Origin of the sequence: Gardnerella bretellae, assembly GCF_048545135.1 — a bacterium.
GTDB lineage: Bacteria > Actinomycetota > Actinomycetes > Actinomycetales > Bifidobacteriaceae > Bifidobacterium > Bifidobacterium greenwoodii.
Genome location: NZ_JBKQXU010000003.1, coordinates 87,245 through 110,711, shown reverse-complemented (window position 1 = coordinate 110,711; position 23,467 = coordinate 87,245). Strand labels below are relative to the sequence as shown.

At 40.2% G+C, this 23,467-nt stretch carries 18 protein-coding genes and 1 tRNA gene; 9 read left to right on the top strand and 10 right to left on the bottom strand.

Features of this window, described 5'->3' with window-relative positions; all coding sequences use genetic code 11:
* Nucleotides 1-166: 166 nt before the first annotated feature.
* Both ACJV7B_RS03160 and ACJV7B_RS03155 read right to left on the bottom strand, forming a co-directional pair.
* A complete protein-coding gene (locus tag ACJV7B_RS03160; protein WP_004136573.1) occupies nt 167-1,153 on the bottom strand; it encodes a DsbA family protein in 987 nt (328 codons plus the stop codon).
* 97 nt (nt 1,154-1,250) lie between these two features.
* Complete coding sequence (locus ACJV7B_RS03155) at nt 1,251-2,906, bottom strand: serine/threonine-protein kinase (protein ID WP_419388954.1); 1,656 nt, start codon at nt 2,904-2,906, stop codon at nt 1,251-1,253.
* A gap of 166 nt (nt 2,907-3,072) precedes the next feature.
* Here ACJV7B_RS03155 and ACJV7B_RS03150 point away from each other — a divergent pair.
* The 4 genes from ACJV7B_RS03150 to ACJV7B_RS03135 all read left to right on the top strand — a co-directional run bounded on the left by ACJV7B_RS03150 (nt 3,073) and on the right by ACJV7B_RS03135 (nt 6,823).
* Nucleotides 3,073-3,149: transfer RNA gene (locus tag ACJV7B_RS03150), tRNA-Thr, on the top strand.
* A 438-nt stretch (nt 3,150-3,587) separates the two neighbouring features.
* Nucleotides 3,588-5,051, top strand: coding sequence for an aggregation-promoting factor C-terminal-like domain-containing protein (locus ACJV7B_RS03145; RefSeq protein ID WP_419388953.1), 1,464 nt, complete (start codon nt 3,588-3,590; stop codon nt 5,049-5,051).
* A 69-nt stretch (nt 5,052-5,120) separates the two neighbouring features.
* On the top strand, nt 5,121-6,026 hold the full coding sequence (rsmA, locus tag ACJV7B_RS03140) for a 16S rRNA (adenine(1518)-N(6)/adenine(1519)-N(6))-dimethyltransferase RsmA (RefSeq protein WP_019260593.1): 906 nt from the start codon (nt 5,121-5,123) through the stop codon (nt 6,024-6,026).
* Nucleotides 6,027-6,196: 170 nt separating this feature from the next.
* The gene (locus ACJV7B_RS03135) at nt 6,197-6,823 is read left to right on the top strand and encodes a LytR C-terminal domain-containing protein (protein WP_004133930.1); all 627 of its coding nucleotides are present in this window, start codon (nt 6,197-6,199) and stop codon (nt 6,821-6,823) included.
* Between the two features lies 1 nt (nt 6,824).
* Here the strand turns inward: ACJV7B_RS03135 and ACJV7B_RS03130 are convergent, their stop codons facing one another.
* Nucleotides 6,825-8,297: a CCA tRNA nucleotidyltransferase gene (locus ACJV7B_RS03130; protein WP_419388952.1), complete on the bottom strand. Its 1,473-nt coding sequence runs from the start codon at nt 8,295-8,297 to the stop codon at nt 6,825-6,827.
* Nucleotides 8,298-8,339: 42 nt separating this feature from the next.
* Between ACJV7B_RS03130 and ACJV7B_RS03125 the strand changes: the two genes are divergently transcribed.
* The 5 genes from ACJV7B_RS03125 (at nt 8,340) to trxB (ending at nt 16,748) form a co-directional block, all read left to right on the top strand.
* Nucleotides 8,340-9,116 carry an NUDIX hydrolase gene (locus ACJV7B_RS03125; RefSeq protein ID WP_019260592.1) on the top strand — a complete coding sequence of 259 codons (777 nt, stop codon included), beginning with the start codon at nt 8,340-8,342 and terminating at the stop codon, nt 9,114-9,116.
* 55 nt (nt 9,117-9,171) lie between these two features.
* Entirely contained in the window at nt 9,172-11,538 is a 2,367-nt protein-coding gene (locus ACJV7B_RS03120) for a DUF6049 family protein (protein WP_419388951.1), read from the top strand.
* Nucleotides 11,535-13,328 (top strand): murein biosynthesis integral membrane protein MurJ, encoded by a 1,794-nt coding sequence (murJ, locus tag ACJV7B_RS03115; protein ID WP_419388950.1) that lies wholly within the window; start codon nt 11,535-11,537, stop codon nt 13,326-13,328. Before ACJV7B_RS03120 ends, murJ begins: the two co-directional genes overlap by 4 nt.
* Nucleotides 13,329-13,499: 171 nt before the next feature.
* Nucleotides 13,500-15,731, top strand: coding sequence for a protein kinase family protein (locus ACJV7B_RS03110; RefSeq protein ID WP_419388949.1), 2,232 nt, complete (start codon nt 13,500-13,502; stop codon nt 15,729-15,731).
* A 75-nt stretch (nt 15,732-15,806) separates the two neighbouring features.
* Nucleotides 15,807-16,748 (top strand): thioredoxin-disulfide reductase, encoded by a 942-nt coding sequence (gene trxB, locus ACJV7B_RS03105; RefSeq protein ID WP_419388948.1) that lies wholly within the window; start codon nt 15,807-15,809, stop codon nt 16,746-16,748.
* Here trxB and ACJV7B_RS03100 read toward each other — a convergent pair.
* From ACJV7B_RS03100 to rnpA, 7 genes are all read right to left on the bottom strand, one after another.
* Nucleotides 16,729-18,084 carry a ParB/RepB/Spo0J family partition protein gene (locus ACJV7B_RS03100; RefSeq protein WP_419388947.1) on the bottom strand — a complete coding sequence of 452 codons (1,356 nt, stop codon included), beginning with the start codon at nt 18,082-18,084 and terminating at the stop codon, nt 16,729-16,731. The two genes, trxB and ACJV7B_RS03100, sit on opposite strands and share 20 nt — an antisense overlap.
* A gap of 21 nt (nt 18,085-18,105) precedes the next feature.
* Entirely contained in the window at nt 18,106-19,053 is a 948-nt protein-coding gene (locus ACJV7B_RS03095; RefSeq protein ID WP_419388946.1) for a ParA family protein, read from the bottom strand.
* A 941-nt stretch (nt 19,054-19,994) separates the two neighbouring features.
* Complete coding sequence (gene rsmG / locus ACJV7B_RS03090) at nt 19,995-20,705, bottom strand: 16S rRNA (guanine(527)-N(7))-methyltransferase RsmG (protein WP_419388945.1); 711 nt, start codon at nt 20,703-20,705, stop codon at nt 19,995-19,997.
* A 190-nt stretch (nt 20,706-20,895) separates the two neighbouring features.
* The gene (locus tag ACJV7B_RS03085) at nt 20,896-21,456 is read right to left on the bottom strand and encodes a Jag family protein (RefSeq protein ID WP_004133911.1); all 561 of its coding nucleotides are present in this window, start codon (nt 21,454-21,456) and stop codon (nt 20,896-20,898) included.
* Between the two features lie 135 nt (nt 21,457-21,591).
* On the bottom strand, nt 21,592-22,605 hold the full coding sequence (yidC, locus tag ACJV7B_RS03080; protein WP_419388944.1) for a membrane protein insertase YidC: 1,014 nt from the start codon (nt 22,603-22,605) through the stop codon (nt 21,592-21,594).
* A complete protein-coding gene (gene yidD, locus ACJV7B_RS03075) occupies nt 22,605-22,925 on the bottom strand; it encodes a membrane protein insertion efficiency factor YidD (RefSeq protein WP_419389021.1) in 321 nt (106 codons plus the stop codon). The genes yidC and yidD overlap by 1 nt, the downstream gene beginning before the upstream one ends.
* Before the next feature lie 42 nt (nt 22,926-22,967).
* Nucleotides 22,968-23,462, bottom strand: a complete 495-nt coding sequence (rnpA, locus tag ACJV7B_RS03070) for a ribonuclease P protein component (RefSeq protein WP_419388943.1) — start codon at nt 23,460-23,462, stop codon at nt 22,968-22,970.
* Nucleotides 23,463-23,467: the final 5 nt, after the last annotated feature.

Sequence of the window (23,467 nt, the reverse complement as noted above, 5' to 3'; positions counted from 1 at the left end):
TCGAGTGCGTAGAAAGTTATTACTAAATATCTAAACAATAGTTAGTTTTCGCAATAAAAAATACGAAATTATGTAATCGTTTGTTTATATTAAAAAGAAATGTTAAAAAAGAAAACGGACGTCAAGCATAAGCCTAGCGTCCGTTTTAGTTAAATATTTTATGTAACTACAAGTCAATAGGAGAATCAGTGCTTGAGACTTTAGGCATCTGACCTGCAACTCCAACTTGCTTCTTATCCAAGCCAATACAATGCAGCAGAGCCTCAAGAGTGTGCATATTCTTGCTACTAGCAGCATTAATATCTAGCAACTTTCCATTGATAGTTACAGTTGGTGTTGTCATCGAACCTTTGTTAGAGCCAGAAACGTTTAACAGCTCCATAAAATCAGGAGTATATTTGTTAATCAAATTCTGCCACTCTACGTATTGGAGATCAAAAGCCTTACTAGCAACAGAATCATTTACCCCAGCTTTTTTAGCTTGTTCAATCAACTTTTCATTGCTTACAGGCTTATAATCATCACCCTCTTCTGGCTGGAAGTCTTTTGCAAAGATGTTATTGATAAATTGCAACAAATGCTCTGGATTGCTGTCATTATTAGCAATGTAGGCAATAGCGCCAGATACACGAGTTGAATATTTATCAGTAGAAATCTTATCCAAGAATGACATTGGGTGTATTTCCAAATTAATTTGGCCTGCGCGAACCATTGCAGCCAACACTCTATCTGCTTCGCGATTAAAGTTTCCACATCCAGGGCATAAAGGATCAAAATAAGTTGCAATCGTTGGAGCTTTAGCAACAGGCTTGTTGTAGCCAAGCTTGCTTATAAGAATTCCGCCCTTAGAATTGACAACTTCCGGCTTATATTTAGCACCAAGTTTCTTTAGTTGATTTTTAGCTTTATTAGAACGCTCAATTTGTATTCTTTCAATATTGGCTTGAGGTGACTGGTAAAAAGCTTGGTAAGCTGTAATGCCAACTGCAGCTACCATAGCCATAACAATCAGCACTACAACAATTCCAATAATTGTTTGCTGACGACGCTCACGAGCTTCACGCAATGCACGCTCACGCTTCTCAATGTTTTTTTCCAGACGAGTAGAAGATGAATTCCCCTGCTGATTGTCCTGTATCTGAATTTTAGGCATTTCTATCCTTCAAACCCTTTATTTTGCAAACTAAGCCTTAGTCCTAGCGCATGTTTGTAAATAAAACAACAACTTCACTATAGTCTAATAGATGCCATCAACGGAAACGTAAAAATGAACCAAGACCTATGCGAAACATGTCAGTACCCTTAAAAATGGCAAGAATAATCCACGCAATAACGAAACCTATGGCATATCCAGCAGAAGTATACGAAAGAATAGTCGGCAAATAAGTTGGAAAAATAATACGAATTGACAAAATATTAAAAGCCATAAATTCTGCAGAGCTGCTAAACAGTAGTGGATACACACAAGCACCAATAACAGCACAAATCAAAATAATCACAATTCTTGGCAATGTATACGCAAGCCCACGAATAATATGCCACGGAAGAGCTGCAACTCTCATAAAAGTGTCCCCGCGAGGAGAAACGCCATTATTAAGCTCTTTTCTACGCAATCGCGCGGAAATATTGTATCCAGCTGTTGAGCTAGCCCACATAATAAATATATTTAATACAACCGCAGATAAGAAATTCAAACAACAGATAACTGCACAAATAGACACAAATAGCAATAAAATCCAAGATCCGCGAGTTAAATAACCATACTTGCTAGTTTCTAAATCTTCATAAGGCTTATCTGCGGCATCATCAGCTTCTTCGTCAGAAGATTCATCATGCTCCACATAATGCTCTTCGTCACAGTCTTCATAAGTTTTATTATTATTTATTTCGTTAGAAGATTGTTCCATAACTGTAGTCGAGCCACTTTGAATAGTTGACGCAACAGTTTCTTCTTCGCCAGCTGTTTCGCTAATTGTTTCACAAGTTGTTTCACGCCACATTTCGCGCATAGTTCCGCATGCAGCGTCTCGATCAAAAGGGCGGTTATCTGGCCACGCTAAAGGATTTATTGAATCTTCACTAATTGCTCGCTCAAGAACAGCAGGGGAGCAGCGTTTTTCGCGATTAGGATCAAGGGCTTTCCTAAAGGCTTCCATAGTTTTTGCAGGTAGACCACTTAAATTCGCATTGCCAGAAGCTGCACGCTCCAAAACAGCCATCAAAGGCTTTGTGCCAAAAACAGGTTTACCAGTTGCAGCAAATGCCAACACTGCCACAAGCGACCACCAGTCAGTAGACTCATCGGAATCTTTGCCCTCAATAATTTCTGGAGCAATAAATCCTGGAGTTCCCATGACTAACCCAGTACGCGTAACATGACTTTCACCTTCACCCATAGCAATACCAAAATCTACAAGCACAGGTCCATGAGCGGAAATCATAACATTCGTCGGCTTAATATCGCGATGTATAATCCCAGCTTCATGCACCGCTCTAACAGCTTCAATAAGCTTATGCGTTAATCTTTCCAAATCGTCAGCAACATATGGGCCATTCTCTGCAACGTCTTCTCGAAGATTTTTACCCTCGATCAACTCCGTAACTATAAATGCTACTGAAGCGTCAAGTTCCATATCTACTATTGAACACACTCCAGGATGATGAATCCTCTGCAACGCTAAAGCTTCACGCTTTAAACGTAAACGTTCTCGCTCCTGCTCAGCATATTCTTTTTCGCTTTGATTAGCATTTATGCAAGCTCGCAATATTTTCATAGCATATTGATTGCCGCCATCGTCTTTAACGCGCCAAACCGAGCCCATTGCACCGCCGCCAAGCCTAGAAATAAGCGTGTATCCGCCTACATTATTCCCTGGCTGCAAATCGAACATGCTCATATCTTCCATACTGCATTATGTTAATGCCTTATATTGCCAAATGCGCAAATATGAACAATAAAAAACACGCCGTTTCTACATTCAACATCGCCGTAATTTTGTAATGACGTGGCATATGGTACACTAATCAATGTTCTGCTTAGCATTGCTTAATAGTTTGCATGGCAAAACATTCGCCTCCTTAGCTCAGATGGCCAGAGCGGCCGCCTTGTAAGCGGCAGGTCGCCGGTTCGATCCCGGCAGGAGGCTCCATATTATTTGCGTGTTTTATTTATTTTTTGCTTTGTTTTAATTCGCTATATTTCTGCAAGGTTACTTATAAATATTAGTAGCCTCGATATTATCTTTCGTTTCATTTATAATAACGGCAATAGTTTAAGCAACTACCAAAAGGGACTGGCGTATTTTTCACAATAGTGCAAAAACATATCGTATGATATAAGAAACACCATTATTCCTTCGGTTGCATAATATTTATAACAAAACTTTTCGCGAGTAAGAACTCGGAAACCTTCCCCCAACTCAGGGTTTCCGGGGTGAGTGTGGAGCGTCCCCCAACCAGCTCCACCTCATAGGGGGCGGGAATATCCCCTTCTCTCCCGCCCCCATTTTATTTGTTATGCATTTTTAAACCCAATGCAGAATAGAAGGTATAATAAAAGCTAGTCTTACAGTGAATGGAGTGATTACATGGCACGTCGATGGACGCCTCGACGCCTGATTATAATGCGGCGCTCTCGTATTATTGCATGCGTCTTGTCTCTATCTATTGCTGCAATAAGCATTTTTGCATTTACATCTCAAAAAGCAGTAGCCTTAGTTGTAAATGGCAAAGCAACCATTGTTAACACTTATGCCACAACTTCTGCTCGCCTGCTACAAGAGCAGCATGTGCCTGTAAAAACACACGATCAGGTTATATCTTCTTCCGGCGATATTCTTTCAAATCACGCTACCGTTACTGTGCGAAGCGCGTATCAAACTTCTATTACTGTAGACGGCGTTACTATACCATTTTGGACAGTTGCAACCAGCGTTGATCAGCTTATTGGATTCTTTAAAGCAAACGCTAAAAACGCTAAACGAATTACCGTAAATTTGCAAAATATTTACGATAAACTCACCTGCGGGTTAGCAATTAATAAAAAAGGCCCAATAACTGTTATTTCGGATGGAAAATCTCGGATTGCTCCGGACGGAAGCTTACCTGCAAGCGCTATTCTTGACGCGCAAGGAATCGTATTAGGAAAAGAAGATCGAGTTAGCGTTGAAGATGACGAAGGCAATACTGTTTTGCGTATTTCCAGAGTCACGCATGGTAAAGAAACTAGAACAGTTTCATTGCCTTTTGCTACACAAACCGTAATCGACCCTAAGCTTCCAGCAAATTCTCGAGTCGTGCAACAAGATGGCGTTAATGGCGAGCGCGAAGACGTATATAACGTAACTTATGTTGATGGCAAAGCTGAAAGCTCTACTCTCGTTTCGCAAAATGTATTAAAGCCTGCTATTAATCAGGTTATTGCTGTTGGAAAAGCAGCTCCAATTCAGCCGAAGCCTGTTAACAAACCAAAGCCTGCTGCTAAGCCTGCGCCAAAGCAGGAGCCAAAATCTGAATCTCAAGCGTCTAAAACTAAGAATACAAATTCACAAAACCAGCAGCCTTCAAAACAAGGCCAGGAGCAATCACAAGCAAAACAGGGAAACGACGCACAAAAGTCTACGCAAGATGCTGCAGCGCAATCGCAGGAAAATCAGCAAACTCAATCACAAACGCAACCTGCTGCTCCGAAATCAAATCCTCCCGCTCCTGCTCCTGAGTCAAACCCAAATAGCCTTGTTCACGCTACACCAGAGCAGGCAAAGCTTTTTGCGCAAGGAGCTGCGGCACAAATGGGCTGGACTGGAAAACAGTGGGAAGATCTTGTTTGGCTGTGGAATAGGGAATCTGGATGGCGCTGGAATGCGGAAAATCCAAGCTCGCACGCTTATGGCATTCCTCAAGCTCTTCCTGGCAATAAAATGAGCAGCGCTGGAGCTAATTGGCATGAAGATGCTGCAGTGCAGATTAGCTGGGGAATTAGCTACATAAAAGGAAAATACAAAGATCCTAGCGGAGCTGTAAGGCACTCACACGAGGTTGGCTGGTACTAAATTAGACACTCATCCTATTTAAGTTAAAAACTATAGATTAAAACTTTATTATTTTAATCAGCACACATATTGGGCGGTACAGCATTGACAGAAATCAACACTGAAACTGAAGGCCAGCTTTTAGGAGCAGCAGATATTCGACGTATTGCTGCAGAAGAAGGCATTACTCCTACCAAAAAGTTTGGTCAAAATTTCGTTATTGATCCTGGTACAGTGCGAAAAATAGTAGCGGCAGCTGAAGTTAAATCTGGCGATACCGTTATGGAGGTAGGGCCTGGTCTTGGTTCTCTTACTCTTGCAATACTGCAAACTGGAGCTAATCTTACAGCTGTAGAAATAGACCCACCTCTTGCACGCCGCCTTCCTAACACTGTTGAAGAATTTATGCCAAACGCTTCTAAACGTTTTAACGTTATCTTAAAAGATGCTTTGGCTGTAACTGCAGACGACGTTCCGCAACTTTCAAAAGCAGATAAGTTTACACTTGTTGCAAATCTTCCATACAATGTTGCAACACCAATTGTGCTTACTTTACTTGAAAAATTTAGTAATTTACAGCATTTTTTGGTTATGGTTCAAAAAGAAGTAGCAGATCGACTATGCGCTCAGCCAGGAAATAAAGTGTATGGAACACCTAGCGTAAAACTTGCTTGGTACGGTCAATCTCAGCGCGCGGGTCTTATTGGGCGTAACGTTTTTTGGCCAGCGCCAAATGTTGATTCTGCACTAGTATCTTTCACTCGCTATTGCAAAAATAAGGGAGATAATAGCGAACGCGAAGGTGTGTTTACTTTAATTGACGCAGCTTTTCAGCAAAGACGAAAAACCTTACATGCGGCTCTTAAACATTTAGTTAGTGACGAAGCGTACGAAAAAGCTAATATAGATCCTACAAGACGCGGAGAAACGCTTACATGCGACGACTTTATTGCGTTGTATCGCGCTTGTAAAACTTTAGAGTTGCATCAAAAATAGCTTTTTATTCGAAATTTAAAATAACAATTTCACTAAAGAACAGTTTGCTAACAAACGCTTATACGCGTAAAAATCAAGTCATACATAGTCAGTAAAATGCGATTTATATTACGCTTTGCAGATTAAGAAAATTGCTGCAAACAAAATAAACTTACAGATCGGAAGTGAACATGACGCAAGAATACGACGAACGTATTGCTCGTAAGGCTTTCATGTATCAAAAGAAGCGATCTGTTATTACTACTGTTAGCATAGCTTTGGCAGTTACGTTTGTATTCGCGCTGTTAATACAATTTCATGTTTTTGGGATTAATTCAATAGTTGCACCAAAAGATAATCCTAATTTCGGCATAACAGCACCATGCGCAACCAAAGGCAAAGAAGGCTCTAAAACTCCTTATGTTGATAATCGTGCTGTGTCAATTCGAGTATTAAACGGTACGAAATTCCGCGGCTTGGCAAGAGCAGTAGGAGAAGCATTAAATGCTCGAGGTTTTAATCTTACAGAAGTAAATAATAACAAAACAAGTAATGTTAAAAGAACAACTATTTATTTCGGTAAGAACGCTATTAATGAAGCATACACAGTAAATTCTAATTTTGCTGATGCTGTTATGCGCATGGACGATCGCCAAGATAAGCTCGTAGATATTGTTCTTGGCTCGACTTTTAATAATCTTCGTCCAAAAGTTGATGTTCCAGCTGCAGGAGCCGCAATACGAGAAGTCCCTGGATGTGTTAAAGCAAAAGATATGAAGGAACTTCCTAAAGCAGATTCACATAAAGCTGTTAAATAATCTACTTTTTATACGTTTCTTCGTACCAGCGCTGTAATTCTGCAACAGCTATATCGTGAGCTACAGGCCCGTTATCAAGACGGTAATCAAGCATATGTTTATAAGCTTCACCAACTATTGGCCCTGGCTGTAAATCAAGCAGTTTCATGATTTCATTTCCGTCAACATCTGGACGAATAGCATTAAAATCTTCCTGCTTTTTCAATTCGCGCACGCGCTGTTCCATTTCGTCCATTGCGTGCTCAAACATCAAAGATTTGCGACGGTTCTGCGTAGTTGCATCAGCTCTAGTAAGTCGATTTAAACGCTCATACAAGTGCCCGGAATCCTTAACGTAACGTCGTACTGCAGAATCAGTCCAAGGTTCGTCAACATAACCGTGAAAACGCAGGTGCAGATTTACTAATTCGCTTACATCTTCAATAAGATGATGGTCAAAATGCAATTCCTTCAAACGCTTACGCGTCATTTTTGCACCAACTACATCATGATGGTGAAAACTGACTTTGCCACCATCTTCAAACTTTCTAGTACGAGGCTTGCCTATATCGTGCAACAAGGCTGCTAATCGCAAAGTTAAATCGGGGGATGGCACAGGGCCTTCATCATCGGTTTCTAGGGCAATAGCGCGCTCAAGAACCATCATTGTGTGCTCAAAAACGTCTTTATGACGATGATGCTCATCAATTTCAAGCTGTAAAGCTGGAATTTCTGGCAAGACTCGCTTCGCAATACCAGACTCAACAAGCGCTTCCAAACCTTTACGCGGACGGTCCGAAAGAAGAAGTTTAGTAATTTCGTCACGAATACGCTCAGCTGAAACAATATCAAGGCGCTCTACCATGTCTACAATTGCTTCAGCAGTATTAGTTTCGATAGTAAACCCAAGTTGCGCAACGAAACGAACCGCACGCATCATTCGCAAAGGATCATCATCAAAGGATTGACGAGGATCAACAGGTGTTCTCAACACGCCTTTAGCTAAATCACTAGCACCACCAAACGGATCTACAAATTCCAAATCTGGAACACGCAAAGCCATGGCATTAACTGTGAAATCTCTTCTAGAAAGATCGCCCTCAAGAGTATCCCCATATTGCACTTCAGGTTTACGAGAATCAGGATCGTACGCGTCTGAACGGTATGTAGTAATTTCAACTTTTACTTCCGTTCCATCCGGGCGCCGACGCACAGCACCCAAAGTGCCAAATTTGCGACCCATATCCCAAAAACCGTCATGTCCCCAACGTCTTAAAATGGGTTCAAATTCTTCTGGACGAGCAGAAGTGCAGAAATCAAGATCATGCGACACGCGATGCAATAACATATCGCGCACAGGTCCACCAACTAATGCAAGTTCATAATCGTGTTCAGCGAAAAGTCGCCCCAACTCTATAGCTTCAGGCCAAACTTTGAAGTTCTCAGTCACCCTTACCGACACCCTTTCAGCAAAAATTAATCTATATTCCAGCATACAGTTACCCCAATGCACAGCGGATTGAGTAAGGTGGAGTGTATGGTTACTCCTGCAGATTTACGACGTATGCTCGCCAAGCTTGCGGATAATCATGCCCAAAATCAGTCTGCGCCTTCAATAACGCCTCTTGATTTATCTAAAATTCATAGTAAAAAATCTTTAGAATCAAACGAAGAAAAATCTCAGATTTTCGTTGATATTCCAATCTTTTCAGAGCTTGAGCAAGAGTCTCAAGAAGTGGTTGAAGATGAGGATGTTCTTCAAAAAACTTCAATAATCCCTGGAGCATCTCCGGCTATTATGCCACAGCGTAGACTAGCAGATACGCCTGCTACTTTTGCCTCTTTAGACGCTCAAGATTTGCCAATTATTCGTGAATATTCCGCAGGTGGACTCGTATTTGACACACTCGGGCGTGTCGCAATTATTGCTCGACATTCCAGAAGCGGACACCTTGAATGGTGTCTACCAAAAGGCCATATTGAGAAGGGTGAAACACCTCAAGAAACTGCTGTTCGTGAAATTCATGAAGAAACTGGAATTATAGGCGAAGTGGTTGATTCAATTGCCACAATAGACTATTGGTTTACAGGAACAACTCATCGAGTTCATAAATTAGTTCATCATTTTGCGTTACGCTACGTAGGCGGCGATCTTTCTGTATTGGGAGATCCAGATCATGAAGCAGAGGATGCAATATGGGTAAATTTCAAAGAACTGAGCGCGATTTTAAGTTATCCAAATGAACGTAAAGTTGCATGGCTTTACGCAAAAAAAGCAAACAGGCGGTCTCACAGTGACGAATCTCACGCGTAAGAACCATATAGCGCACGAAGCGCACAATTTAACATGTCACAAAACATGTTTTTACATGCGTAATTTACTGCAATCCGCGCGAGCTTTGTGCTTAAAAGTTTTGCATTTTACTATTATTTTTATTACGTCTCTTGCCATTACTCTTGCAATAACTAATATGCAATGCGCAAAATATGTGGGATTGTTGAATACAGCAAACGCGGTTACGTCTAATACGACTTTAGAAGATGAGCCCGGTAAAAACACTAAGAAAAAAGAGAACGATTACGAAAATACTCACACAAATGGAATCGATCTTAATATTCTTCAATCTACGCCGGTTGTGACCGATAAAAGCGGCTACCATCTTACTGCAACAGTTAAGGCTACAACAGAAGCACTTCCGGAAGGCCTTTTGCAACTTTCTATTAATTCCAACTACACTTTTGTTTCACGAACAGATTTGCAAAATTGGGCTCAAGGAGAATCTCTTATACCAACTCCGCAAATACTTGGCTCAATAAAAATTGGCGAGATTGCAGAAGGAAAAACTTCAACATTCCACTTTGATATACCATCAGACTCTCAAGAACTTAAATCTATTTGGCATTGGGGTCCAAAACCTTTAAAAATCACGTATTTTTCTAAGGATTCTTCACGATATAAATCTATTCGTTCCTTCTTAACAAGATCGAACGCAGGCTTTAATGTGCCTGAATCTCCAGCAATAAAACTTACGGCAGTTATGCCAATTCTTGCAAATAAGCAACATGTTTTAAAAGATAATTTCACAAGCACAAATAGTAGAGTTGTATCGAATTTGCAAGCAAACAAGCAAGATACGCACTATGTGCTTGAGCAGGCAGATTTGGTTAGCAAGCATAACAAATTACAGACTATTGCCGATATAAATACGCTTCAAGCAGCTCGATTATTATTTGTTCCTAACGCTTTTATGCAAAAATCAGGTTTTGATATTAGCGCTTATGCAGATGATCACAATTGCAAAATGTATCGTTCTGCTGGCATTAATGAAAGCACATGGTCTGCTAAAAATTCAAGAATTCCACAAAATTCAAAAATTCCACAATCCTCACAAATAGCTGAAACTTCTAGCTCCTACGATCATCCTCATGAAACGAAGCAGATTGCGAAGGTTGACAACGGATCACAAAATACATACGCTTGGCAGACTCGAGGAAAATGGACACTTTCAGCGCTTGAGCTTGCAAAACGCAACGGTTATAACACTGTTATTTCCACAGATGAATTTGATTCTACAGCTTCACAATTTGCTATTAGCAACGGCATATACGATGTTGAAACTCCAGCAGGAAACGTACGCGTATTATCTGCTCAATCTGTGCTAACAATGCTGGCAAACGGCAAGGCAACAAACTCTACAGCTCTTAGCGAGCGCACTCAAGCCGGTCGAATAAATCGTTTAGTTGCACAAAGCGCGTTCTACCAAATGGAACAACCTTACGTAGACCGCAATATTCTTATTACTTTTTCTAACAAAACAGATGTAAAAAATATTGATGGCGTTATGAGCGCATTGGAACAATCGCCTTGGCTGCAACTAAGCGACTTAAATACAATGGCAAAAATTAAGCAGGAAAAGCTGCCTTCCTGGAAAAATAATAATCTTATGCACTCAATGCCTCACAGTAGCGCAATTAGTGTAGCTTCAGCCAAAGAAAGACGATTAGAATTAAAGAATCTTATTATCTACAGGCAAAAAGTTTCGCGTTTTGTTAAAAATATTCTTAATTACAAGCAGGATACGAAATTACGCAATACTGAAGGCGACGCTCAAGCTCTAGCTAAACAGGCTGCTAAAGCAAAAAATAAGATTAGCGCTAAAGATTGGGGATTGTATTTATTACGCTTATACGACGATATTGCGTTGCAAGAATTAACAAATAAAACAAGTAGTCTTCCGCTTAAAACAAAAAAATCCGCAAATCGTAAACAACAAGAAACAGCTTATAACGAAAATAACACAGCGAAATACTTTGTAAATAAGCTACTTTCTGGGATTCATATAATCCCTCCAAAAGATATTACTGCAGTTAGTGAAACGGCAAGCATACCGATTACTATCAGCAATACTTACGCTTATCCAGTAAAAGTGTATTTATCTGCAGATACGCACGTTATGGAAATTGTTACTCGCAGAAAGACTTTAGTAAAAGTTCCAGCAAATAGCGAAGTGCAAGTTACTTTACCTTTGCGAATTACGACTTCTCTTCACACTAAAGCTACTTTCGTTTTGGAAGATGATCAGCATCAAGCATTTTCCGCCACTGAACACACGCTTATTACGAGTACTCTGCAAATTAGTGATAAAAGCGGTACGATTATTATAATATTTGCTTTCATGCTTGGTCTTCTTGGACTTTGGAGGCAATTTAACCGTAAGAAGGATTCAGACGAATGAGCTCAGTAGGTAGAAATTCCGTTATTATGGCTAGCGGAACAGCCGCATCTAGAATTACAGGGCAAATACGTACTATTCTGTTAGCCGCAGCCCTTGGAACCACGGGACTTGCTGCAAACGCGTATCAAGCTGGATCTATGATTCCTCAGCTTATTTACACTCTTGTTTCGGGTGGAATTTTTAACGCCGTGCTTGTTCCGCAAATTGTGCGCACGCTCGAAAAGAAGAATGCAGAAGAGCGCTTAAATAAGCTTATTACTTTTGCTATTGGTTTACTTCTTACGGTTACAATTCTTATGGCTGCGGCGACGCCTGTACTCACAATGCTTTACGCGGGCGGAAGCCAGGAAATGCAAACGCTTACTTGTGCTTTTACGCTATGGTGCATGCCACAAATCTTCTTCTACGGCTTATACACCGTATTAGGGCAAGTTCTTGCCGCTAAGGGCCGTTTTGCAATGTATGCGTGGAGTTCTGTTGCTGCAAATATTATTAGTTGCCTAGGTTTTGGCATCTTCATTTTTATTTTTGGAAAAGCTAATAGAGAGCCTCTGAGTTTCTGGAATGGAAATACTCTTCTTCTTACAGCAGGTTTTTGGACTCTTGGCGTTGCCGCTCAAGCTTTAGTTCTATTCTGGCCGCTAATGAAAAGCGGAATACACTACCGACCAAGTTTTGGTATACGAGATATTGGCTTACGCTCAATGGGCCCTGTTGCAGCGTGGAGCATGGGCATTGTTGTTGTTACGCAAATAGTTGTTATGATTACTACGCATATAACAACAAGCGTCCCATTTGTTGCAGAACAGCGTTTAGGATTAGACCAGTTTGAGGTAGCTGGTAATGCCACCTACCAAAACGCTTACACAATGTTTTTGCTCCCTTATTCACTAGTTGCAGTATCTGTAGCAACAGCTATTTTCCCTAAAATTTCGCTGGCTATTGCAAATCATGATTTAAATGACGCACGCAAAGATTTAAGCGAAGCGCTTAGGCACGTAAGTTTAATAATGTGCTTCTTTACGGTTGTTTTTATTGTTATACCAACGCCTATTTCGTTAGCTTTGATTCCGTCTATAAGTTTGCAAGAAGCTAATCTTATGGCTGCTCCTCTTACAATGCTTGCATTTGGATTACCACTTACAAGTAGCTACTTGATTATTCAACGCACGTTCTTTGCGTTTGAAGATGGCAAAAGCCCGTTTATTTTTGCTTTTGCTCAGCTTTTTACTGAGATTATTGCGTTTGTATCTTGTGTTAATTTGCTGCCTCCTACATGCTGGGTAACAGCTTTAGGAGCCTGTGTTTCAATAAGTTACTTCCTAACTTTCCCATCTCTTGTTCGCATGCTGCGAAATCGTTTTAACAAGGATTTAGACGAAAAAAGACTTATAACCACGCATGTAAAAATTGTTGCGTCTGCACTAATTTCTATTTTTATAGGTCTTATTGCACGAGAACCTCTTTTACAAGTTTTTACTATTAATTCCCCACATTTGCACGGAGTGTTGAGGTGGCTTAACGCTTTACTTGTTTGTGCAATTACAACAATTATTATTGCGATTATTTATCTTGCGGTACTTCTTCTTTTGAAAACTAGCGAACTTATTGATTTATCTTCACCAATAATTAGCAAACTTTCTAAGAAAATTCCTGTGCTTATTCCTCTTGCAAAGATTTTTGAAGACACTGCTCGCAAACAATCTGAGAAAAAGCAAGCTAATCGTACTGCACGAGTAGTTCGATCCGGTAAGCTGCCAAATAAGAAAACAGACAAGCATAATTTGTAATATTTCTATTTACAATCAAACTTTATTATGTAATTCTTTAGTTGTTTTAGAAATTATTACAATATCGACAAAATTACTGTACATAAGTTGTCATTTCATAAGTACAATTAGATTGTAGTTAAAAAAATGTTGTCATTGTTTATTGCGCACGCGTAGGAAGATGAGTAGCAAATGGAACCTCGGCTCGGAGATATTATACTAAACCGATACGTTTTAGTATCGCTTTTGCGCAATGAGGCTGGACTACAAGTATGGCAGGCGAACGACCGCATACTTACTCAAGATTGCCAACTATTTATTGTGCGCGATTCTCGTTTTTTGCCAGAAGTTAATACGATTGCTTCTACTTTGGCGTTATCTCGCAGCACTAAATTCACTCAGGTTTTGCAGCTTCAACATCATGATTCGATTGCTCTTATTGTTACAGCTCTCGATCGCGGTATTACAATTAGCGATTATTTAGCTAAAAAAGAAACCCCATTAAGCTACGAAGCTATAAGAACAATTGTTGCCGAAACAGCTCAAGCATTAAGCAAGCTTCTTTCCAATAACATAACTCATCATGCTGTTTCAAGCGACACTGTACGTATTACTCCTAACGGCATTGAACTTGCAGATACTGCTGTAAGCCCGCTTTTAGAAGACATAACTAAATCGCAAAATAGCGAAGAAAATGCAGCAAGCGAAAGCATAGAACACGCTGCTACTCGTCAACTTGCTTCTTTACTTTATGCTCTTCTTACTAGAACTTCTTCGCGCATACAAGCGCATTTTGACGCTTCTATGCTTGCAAATGATACTCCTTCAGAATTTAGGATGATTTGCACACGAAGCTTAGATGCTAACGAGAATAATCATATAGTTCCTATGGCTTCTATTGCTGAGTTAATGGCGCTTTTAGGCTCATACACGCCTGTTTCTAAGCTTTCCAATAAAGATATTGAGTTTAGCAATAAAACAAGTGTTGCATCTATTAGTAATGCTCGTTTACTTAGTGCACAAGATGATGTAATTCTTCCTTTGCCAGAAGGTTTAACACAAAGTGAAGAACAGTTTGACGCTCAGTTTATGCAGCAAGCAAATGAGCAAAATGCTAATTCTCTTAATTTGCAAGACTCGTCCAACAATTCTGGATCTGCCGCAAATAGTGGAGCTGCGAAGATTAGTAGCAGTTTTAAAAATGCTGGCAGAACACTTGGCTCGCTTCTTAAGCGAAATAATGCTAATTCTGCCAACAAAAACATTGATGATGATTTTGACGAAGATACAAACACCAATACTGACATTGATTTTCACGATATTGCAGCTGCAGAAATGGCAAGTATTCTTGCTCCTACAGATTTAGATACTGATGACGCTATTTTCCCAACTTTATCTGCATCATATAAGCATTTTCCTGAATCTGCTACTTCTCGAAATGTTCTTGATCGTGCTAATAATTCTCGCAATCAAAGTCAAAGAGATGATTTAACCGAAACTGGTGTTGCTTCTAGCTTTGATTTTGAACATTTACTTGCAGAAAATGCTCAGCATACAGAGCTTATGTCAAGACCGCAAAGCTTAACTTCAGAGGCTGAATCTACTGGTCGCGTACCAGTAGTCGATACCCGAGGTAGGTTTATTGCGCCTGGCGAAGAATCTGCGCGAGCACTGCAGGATGAAATTAATAATAATCAGGCCGAAGATGCTCTTAAAACAAGCTCCCCTTCATTGCCGCCTAGCTTCCAGCCTCGCGAGAAATCTGCTGATTTACACAGTAAAAATAAGAATAATCCAAATGGTACAGATGCCATTGCTAATGCAAAAATATGGTTAGGCCTTTCAACAAAAGTTATTGCAATTGGCGCCGTATGCTTACTTCTTATTATTGGATTAGTTTTAGCAATACATGGTTTATTTGGAACGCATGAAAGCCAAGACAGTCTTAGCAATAATGGTTCATGGGATAGTACAACCGTTGAAAATGTGCCTTTTGGAAGCCAGGGAGTGCTGCCACAAGAAAAGCAGCAGGCAAAGAAGCACATAGGAAGAAAACAGGTAAAGGCTGTTCCAAAACCTAAAATTCCTACGAACACTGTTGCCTATAAGGCAGATCGCTATCAGTTCCTTAGCTTCCCTGCACAACAACCTGGATACGGCTACTACATTCACTTAACAGAGCCTCAAACTGTGTATCGTTTTGTTATTTCAATACGAACCTCAGGCGGACACGCTTTCTTGCTGGCAAATACAAAAGATGATCCTAGAGAAGGCACGCAGCTTGCAGAATTTACGTTTGACGAAAGCGGAACAACTGATGTGAAGCTTAAAAAGATTGTAAAATCGCAAGACTTTATGCTTTGGGTTCCAAAGGATACTATGCCTAAGAACAGTCTTTACATTAATTCTGTAAAGCTTTACTAATTTTGCAATAGTCAAATAAATATAAATAATTAACCAAATAAACCACTGTGAATAACAAGTAAGGATAAATAACGAATGGAAAATAAAATTCACAAAGTTATTATTATTGGATCCGGACCTGCTGGATATACTGCTGCAATATATTTGGGTCGCGCTGGATACAATCCACTTGTTATAGCTGGAGCTTTAACCCCTGGCGGCCAATTAGTTAATACTACAGAGGTAGAAAATTATCCAGGATTCCCAGAAGGAATTTTGGGACCAGATTTAATGGACGCAATGCAAAAGCAGGCAGAAAAATTTGGTGCTGAAGTTATTTTAAGCGACGTTACTTCTGTAGACTTTAACAGCCCTGTAAAGCGCGTTACAACCGAAGATGGTATAACTTATGAGGCGGAGGCTGTTATTGTTTCTACGGGCTCTACAGTGCGCAAATTGGGCGTGCCTGGTGAACAGGAATACTCTGGGCGAGGAGTTTCATATTGTGCAACCTGCGATGGATTCTTCTTCCGCGGCAAACCAATTACGGTAGTTGGCGGCGGGGATTCCGCGTTCGAAGAAGCACAATTCCTTTCTCGATTTGGATCTTCTGTGACTTTAATTCATAGACGCAACGAGTTTCGCGCTTCTAAAATTATGGTTGATCGCGCAAAAGAGAACGAAAAAATTAGTTTCATACTTAACAGTGTTGTAGAAGAAGTGCACGGCAACAGCAAGGAAGCAACATCGTTAACTCTTAGAAATGTTGTTACAGGAGAAACGCAAGAAATTGAGTCTTCAGGATTATTCGTTGCAATAGGGCATACTCCCGCAACAAAGTTCCTTAATGGCGCATTAAGACTAAATGAAGACGGAACCATTGCGGTTGACGGCGCTTCAACTAGAACCTCCGTAGACGGAGTTTTTGCTGCAGGAGATGTTGTAGACAGCGTGTACCGACAGGCTATTTCTGCAGCCGGCATGGGGTGCAGAGCAGCTCTTGACGCGCAGGCGTATCTTAATGAGAAAGAAGATTAACAATACGCTTCATTTCTTCCGGAGATGAGAACACTATTTCAATTCTTCCGTGGTTCTGCGTGCCTTTAATAGCAACTTTCGTAGCAAAACGCTCCTCAAGCTGCTGACGAATAGGCGAAGAAGACCAGTAGTTATTTCTCCTAGCGCGCGTACGGGTCACACCGTTAGCAGGATGCTCTGTTTTTAATGAAACAATTTCCTCAGTACTTCTAACAGACAATCCTTCAGAAATAATACGATTAGCAAGCTCCTCCATATCTTCCGGCTTTTCTAATCCAAGCAATGCGCGAGCATGACCTGCAGAAAGAACTCCAGAAGCAACATGCTTTTGAACACTAGCAGGCAAATTAAGAAGCCTTAAAGTATTGGCAATTTGCGGACGAGACTTTGAAACAGATTTAGAAAGTTGGATTTGTGTCAATCCAAAATCGTCAATCATTTGAGAATAAGCGGCAGCCTCTTCCAAAGGATTCAAAGCTACACGGTGAAGATTTTCAAGAAGCGCATCGCGCAACATATTTTCATCAGCCGTGGTTCTAACAATTGCTGGCACTGCGTCAAGTTGCGCAATTTGAGAAGCCCTCCAACGACGCTCGCCCATAATAAGTTCGTAATGTGCAATTTCTTTATTATTCTTATCAGCGTCTTTAATTGGTCTAACAACTATAGGTTGAAGCACGCCGACTTCTTTAATTGAAGATGCAAGCTCACGCAATTCATCTTCGTCAAAAATAGTTCTAGGCTGATGCGCATTAGGAACAATATCAAGAGGCTTCAAATAATCTAAATAACCGCCTTTAATTGGCTTTAATTGTTGATTTTCTGCGCCTTTTTCAAGATTATTAGACTCAGCATTTTTTTGCTTATCTAGCTTGAAATTAGGTGAAGTTGAGTCAGAGAAGAAGAAGTCAATTGGGCGAGTTACATCTCCAAGAGATGGCATTGCAGAACGTTTATGAGCATGCTTTCCAACATGCTTTTCACCTTGTTCACTACCCTGCAATGACGGTACAGTTTCACGTGAAACATTCTTTATTGTATTTCTATCTACATTCGCGTGCGGCGAAATAGAATTTTCCATGCTAGGAACTTTTGTTTCATGTGAAACACTTTTTTCGCTATTGCTGTCTTTTTTTACAGTTTCACGTGAAACATGTTCTGTGTTTTTGTTCTGCTTTTCTAAAGAATTCTTTTTTTGCAAATCATTTTCGGAAGATGTTTCATGTGAAACACTATCTTGCAATTTTATAGATGAATCAACAAGAGCATCTTCGCCAGGCAAAGCTGGGAACAATGCGCCTAAGCCTTTGCCTAAACGAGACTTACTTACACTCATTATTATCTCCTCTTGTTATTCCTATTTATTATTCTCTTGTTTTTCCGCAATAACAGATAATACAGTTTTAGATCGTTTAGCAATTTCTAATGCTGCTTCACGATACGATATTGCGCCAGCTCCATGAGGATCATAAGTTATTACGCTTTGATTAAAGCTAGGAGCCTCAGGTATTTTTACAGTGCGAGGGATAGTCGTTTCAAGCACAATATTCGGATAATGTTTTTTAACTTCTTGAAAAACTTCACGCCCTAATAGTGTGCGCTTATCAAACATTGTTACCAGCATAGTCGAAACAGTTAAAATAGGATTGTAATGCTGTTGCACCAATCCAATTGTTCTAATAAGCTGACCTAAACCTTCCAAAGCATAATATTCTGCTTGAATAGGAATAAGCATTTCCTGTGCTGCGCACATAGCGTTAATAACCAACAAACCTAGTGAAGGAGGGCAATCTATAAACACATAATCGTAAGGCTCTTCACGATTATTAAGATAATCAGAAAGAGCATTCTTTAATAGATTGTTGCGATTATCCATTTCGGCAAGCTCTAATTCAGCACCGCTTAAATCAATAGATGCGGGGACTACATCAAGACCTTCAATATCCGGACAAGATCTTTTTACTTCAGCAATAGTTTTACGACCTTCAATAACATCATAAACCGATAAATCTCCGGAAGAATGCGGAGCATTTAACGCAGTAGACGCATTGCCTTGCGGATCCATATCAATTAGTAGCACATGAGATCCGCCGACTGCCATAGCTGCAGCAAGATTAACAGCAGAACTTGTTTTACCAACACCGCCTTTTTGATTTGCAACTGCAATAAAACGAGTTTTTTCTGGCTTAGGATACTTTACTTTTTCGAGGGCACGAAAGCGCGATGTTAAATTTGCTAATTCAATACCTAAGGAAGATTTTGAATCTCCAAAAATGCGTTGAATCGTTTCTTCAGCTGATTCCACGACAATCACCCCCGCATAGTAATGAAAATGCCTAAAAAATACGATACGTTTATTAAGTTTCCTTGTTTCTATGGACATAAAAAACTAAAATCACGTAATGTTTCACATGAAACATCAACACCTTATTCCATAACTAGCTACGTATTTTTCTAATCATAAAACACTAACATCCGTGCCGATGCCCACACCACACCAAACTAACTCTCAACCACCAAAGTAACGCTCGCGCGGATAACGCGCTCGCTTACGAAACTCGCGTTGGAAGTCCACTGGACTTCCAACCTAAGCGAGTTTCCGCATTGAAATGCCTACGCGCGCTACGCATTGAGCGCTCCGGCAAGTCAATGCGCAGCTTAATTGTGTGACTTTAGCGTACGAATACCAGTGCGGTGAGATTTGAGATTTTTTGCATTGCTTGAATGCTTGCATGCTTCTGTAGCTTTGCATCAATGCTCTGCTGACGCTGCTAATGTAGCTTTGCACCAGTGCTTTGCTAACGTTGATTCCTGTTGATCAGCGAACACTAACATCCGCGCTGCTGCACACGCCACTCCAAGCACACAAACCACGAACCCACCCGAAGCTTAATTTCGTGACTTTAGTTGCACTTAGCAAACCACACACTTTTCGTAACAAACTTCACGAGTCTATGAGTTTTGTGTTAGTGACATGTGTGGTAGAGCCTCAAAAGAGTTTTCGGGCAGAGCAATAAAAGAGGACTGAGGAAGCAACGTCCTTTAAAGAACAAAGCAAACAGTAAAGCCTCTAACAGCTAAAGCGACGAAGGACGGGAACTTGCGATGCTGAAAACTTTCGAGGCTCATCAGACCGACTGTAGAAAACATTAATCAAAACTCATAGACGATACGCAAGAACATCACAAATAAAATTGCATCATACTAAACAAAAACTTGCTTAAACACAAATTTTAATTAAAAAAATTAGGCTTTATCGATTAATACCACTGTAGTCGGCTGCAAACCAGACGCAACTGATGCTTCAAGAATTCGAGGATTTGCGCCACCAGCTTTGCGAATCATTTTTGCAGCTTTTTCTACTTCTGCTTTAGCAGACTTACCTTTTAAGGCGACTAAACTTCCATGCGCTCTTAATAAAGGAATAGTCCATCCGGCCAATTTTGTCATAGGAGCTACAGCTCTGCACGTTACTACATCAAACGCAGGAATTTCATGTGATTTAATTTTTTCAATAACTTCGTCTGATCTGCCGTGAAATATAGTAACGTTTTTTAACCCCATAAGCGCAATACACTCGCGCAACCAATCCACGCGACGCTCCATTGGTTCAATTAATGTAACGTCATAGTCAGGTAAACAAGCAGCTAAAACTAAACCAGGAAATCCTCCGCCGCTGCCAACATCAGCAACTCTTTTTTGCTTACTTTTTTCCGCAACTTTGCGAACAAAAGGCACAACTGCTGCAGAATTTAATATGTGACGCTCCCATAAAATTCCCATGTCTCGAGGGCCAACAAGTCCTCGTAGCAAACCTTCTCTTTGCAGTTTCACGTGAAACATGGAACATTGAGGGAGTGCGCTACCAAGAACGTCATTTAGTAATGGAGAATTTTCTAATTCATCAATCACAGGCTGAGTGTTTTCTGCCATCTGAGTAGATTGATTATCGGCCATTTTCCCCACACTTATTCATATCTTGATATTTTCAAAATATCTAAATCTATTAAAATATAAAGTAACATAACTAAACATTTTTTGTTCAAAAATGTTACTTTATGCTGTTTTATAAACACTTTCTTCTAAATGTTTTTTCAAAACTTACATTTAAAAAGCAATAGAATGTTTTAAAATGCAACCTTTAAAATTATTCCTCTACATATTCGTCATCAGAAGAAAGTGCATCATTCATATCATCAACCACATCTTCATCAGACCTAGCAGGCAAATAAACGGTCACATAGCGATGTGGTTCTTCACCGTGGGAGCGAGAACGCAAACCCTCATCTCGAACAGTGTCATGAATAACCTTGCGTTCAAAGGAATTCATTGGCTTCAAATCTACAGATTCACCAGTTTCGCGAACTTCATCAACCGCATCCAAAGCAATATCGCGCAAATGCTGACGCTTACGCTTCAAAAAACCATCAACATCGACAATAAGATGGGAACGATCACCAGTTTTTTGCTGAACTGCAAGCCTGCTTAACTGCTGCAAAGCATCAACAACTTCGCCTTCACGACCGATTAAATGCTTAATATCAGTGTCATCATCTGCAACAATCTGAATCATTGGACGATTATTGCGGATGCCCATCTCAATATCGCCTTCATAATCAGCAATATCAAGCAAACCTTCTAAATAATCGGCAGCAATATCAGCTTCTTCGTTGAGCTGGTCAACCGTCTTCTTATCGTCTTGTACCATTACTTACTCCTTATCGTGACTTAAAAATTCACGTTGCAAAATTCTGAAGTCTAGTTTAGCGGATAATAAAGCCAAATAAATAATTTTTAAAGAGTTATTTTCTTACCTTTATTAAGCGCTTAACATATTTAATTACTACTTTTTTGATACTTTACGCTTGCGCTGTGGCTGCTTACGCTGGAATCCTTCATTTTCCCTGCGTTCAGCCTCTTCGCGAGCTTTCTGAAGATTTTCTTCTTCAATAGAAGGCAAACCTTCACGCTTTCTGCGCTCTGTTTCTTTTTTGTAATCTCGCTGCTCTTTTTCCTCAGCTGCAGGAGAGCCAGGAGTTGGGAAAGCATATACCTGCCAAATAGAGCGAAGCATATTCATAATGTTGTTAACCAACCAGTACACCAACATAGCAAACGGAAGCGCAAAAGCAGAAAAAACATAAATCAGCGGGAAGCCCCACATCATAAGCTTTTGCATGGTGTATTGACTACCTTGCTTAGACTCTGGAGGAAGGTTCTTACGAATATTGTTAAATTGCATATACCACATTGCTGCACACATAAGTACAACAAAGATTACGATTACGATTTTGCCCGTTAGTTCGACCGTCATAAATGTGTCTGCAACGCCTACTCCAAATACGTGAGTTTTTATAAACTGCTGAGCTGTTGCAGCATCAAAAGCACCAAGAGCGGCATGCTTTCCGCGAGCAATAAAAGGAATAACCGAAAGCGTGTACCAAATGCTCATGAACGCAGGACCTTGAATCATCATAGGCAAGCAACTTCCTGCAGGATTTGCATTGTTATCCTGATACAGCTTCATCATTTCTCGCTGCATTGCTTCCTTGCTTGCAGCGTCATTTTTACCCTTATACTTTTGCTGAATTTTCTTCATTTTAGGCGCAATAGCCTGCATATTACGCATACCTTTAATGCTTTTTATAAAGGCTGGGAATATACACGCGTGCACAACAAGCACAAGGAAAACTATTGAGAAAACCCAAGAAAATCCAATTTCGTTCATACCAATAAGAACTAGGAACTTATGGCACAAGGACATTACCTGAGTCATAAGCCATTCAATTGGGGTAAGAATCTTATAGAACCATCCTAATAATCCATTATCAAGTAAGAAGTGATCTTGATTAAACATTAGTTTTCCTTGTCTTCTTCAGCCAAGGGAGTTAGCCGTGGCTCTTCATGCGCTTTAGACCAGGCGCAACGGTAAAAGATTGAATATTTTCGTGGTACGTCGTCAATACTGCAGCTGGTCCATGGTCTGCAGCGAAGTAACCTTAATACTGCAAGAATACCACCTTTAAATGCACCATAACGAGAAACAGCTTCTATAGCATATCTAGAACATGTGGGGTAGTACCTGCAGCAAGCTGGTCTATTTGCAGAAATTTTCTTCTGATACCAGTGTATGGCGCAAATTATTCCGCGAGCAATATAGTTTTTCTTGCTACGCATCATAATAGTCACCATACCTTTATTAAAAATCAGTTATTTCTGTCAGTTATTTTTAACTGCTTCGTGAAAATCATGTTCATGCACAGTTTTTAATAATTCACTAATTTTAGCAAAAAGTTTTTCTATCTGCCTATGCAGCGAATCGAATGAGGATTCTGCTGCAGTCGGCTTTGCACGTAACACAACATCACAGCCATAAGGTAGTAATGATTCACAATCTTTAGCAATAACCCTAAGTCTGCGCTTCACTTTATTGCGAATTACAGCTTTACCTACCGATTTAGATACAGCAAGACCTAACCTCTTGGCATCCTCACTATTTTGAGAAGGCATTAAGGTATCAGAAAATGCCGCGGGAATACTACTTCCAAAACCCGTGGCAATACAATCTAAAACTGCACTTCTATCTTCGTTAGGTGTGTTCTTAAGGGCTGTATCGTCACGCATCACATAATGCGCGACGATATCTCGCGAACTCACTTTGCGTCGCTTCTTTAGAACCGCAACAAAATCGCGGTGGCTTTTCAGCCTTTCCATGTTTT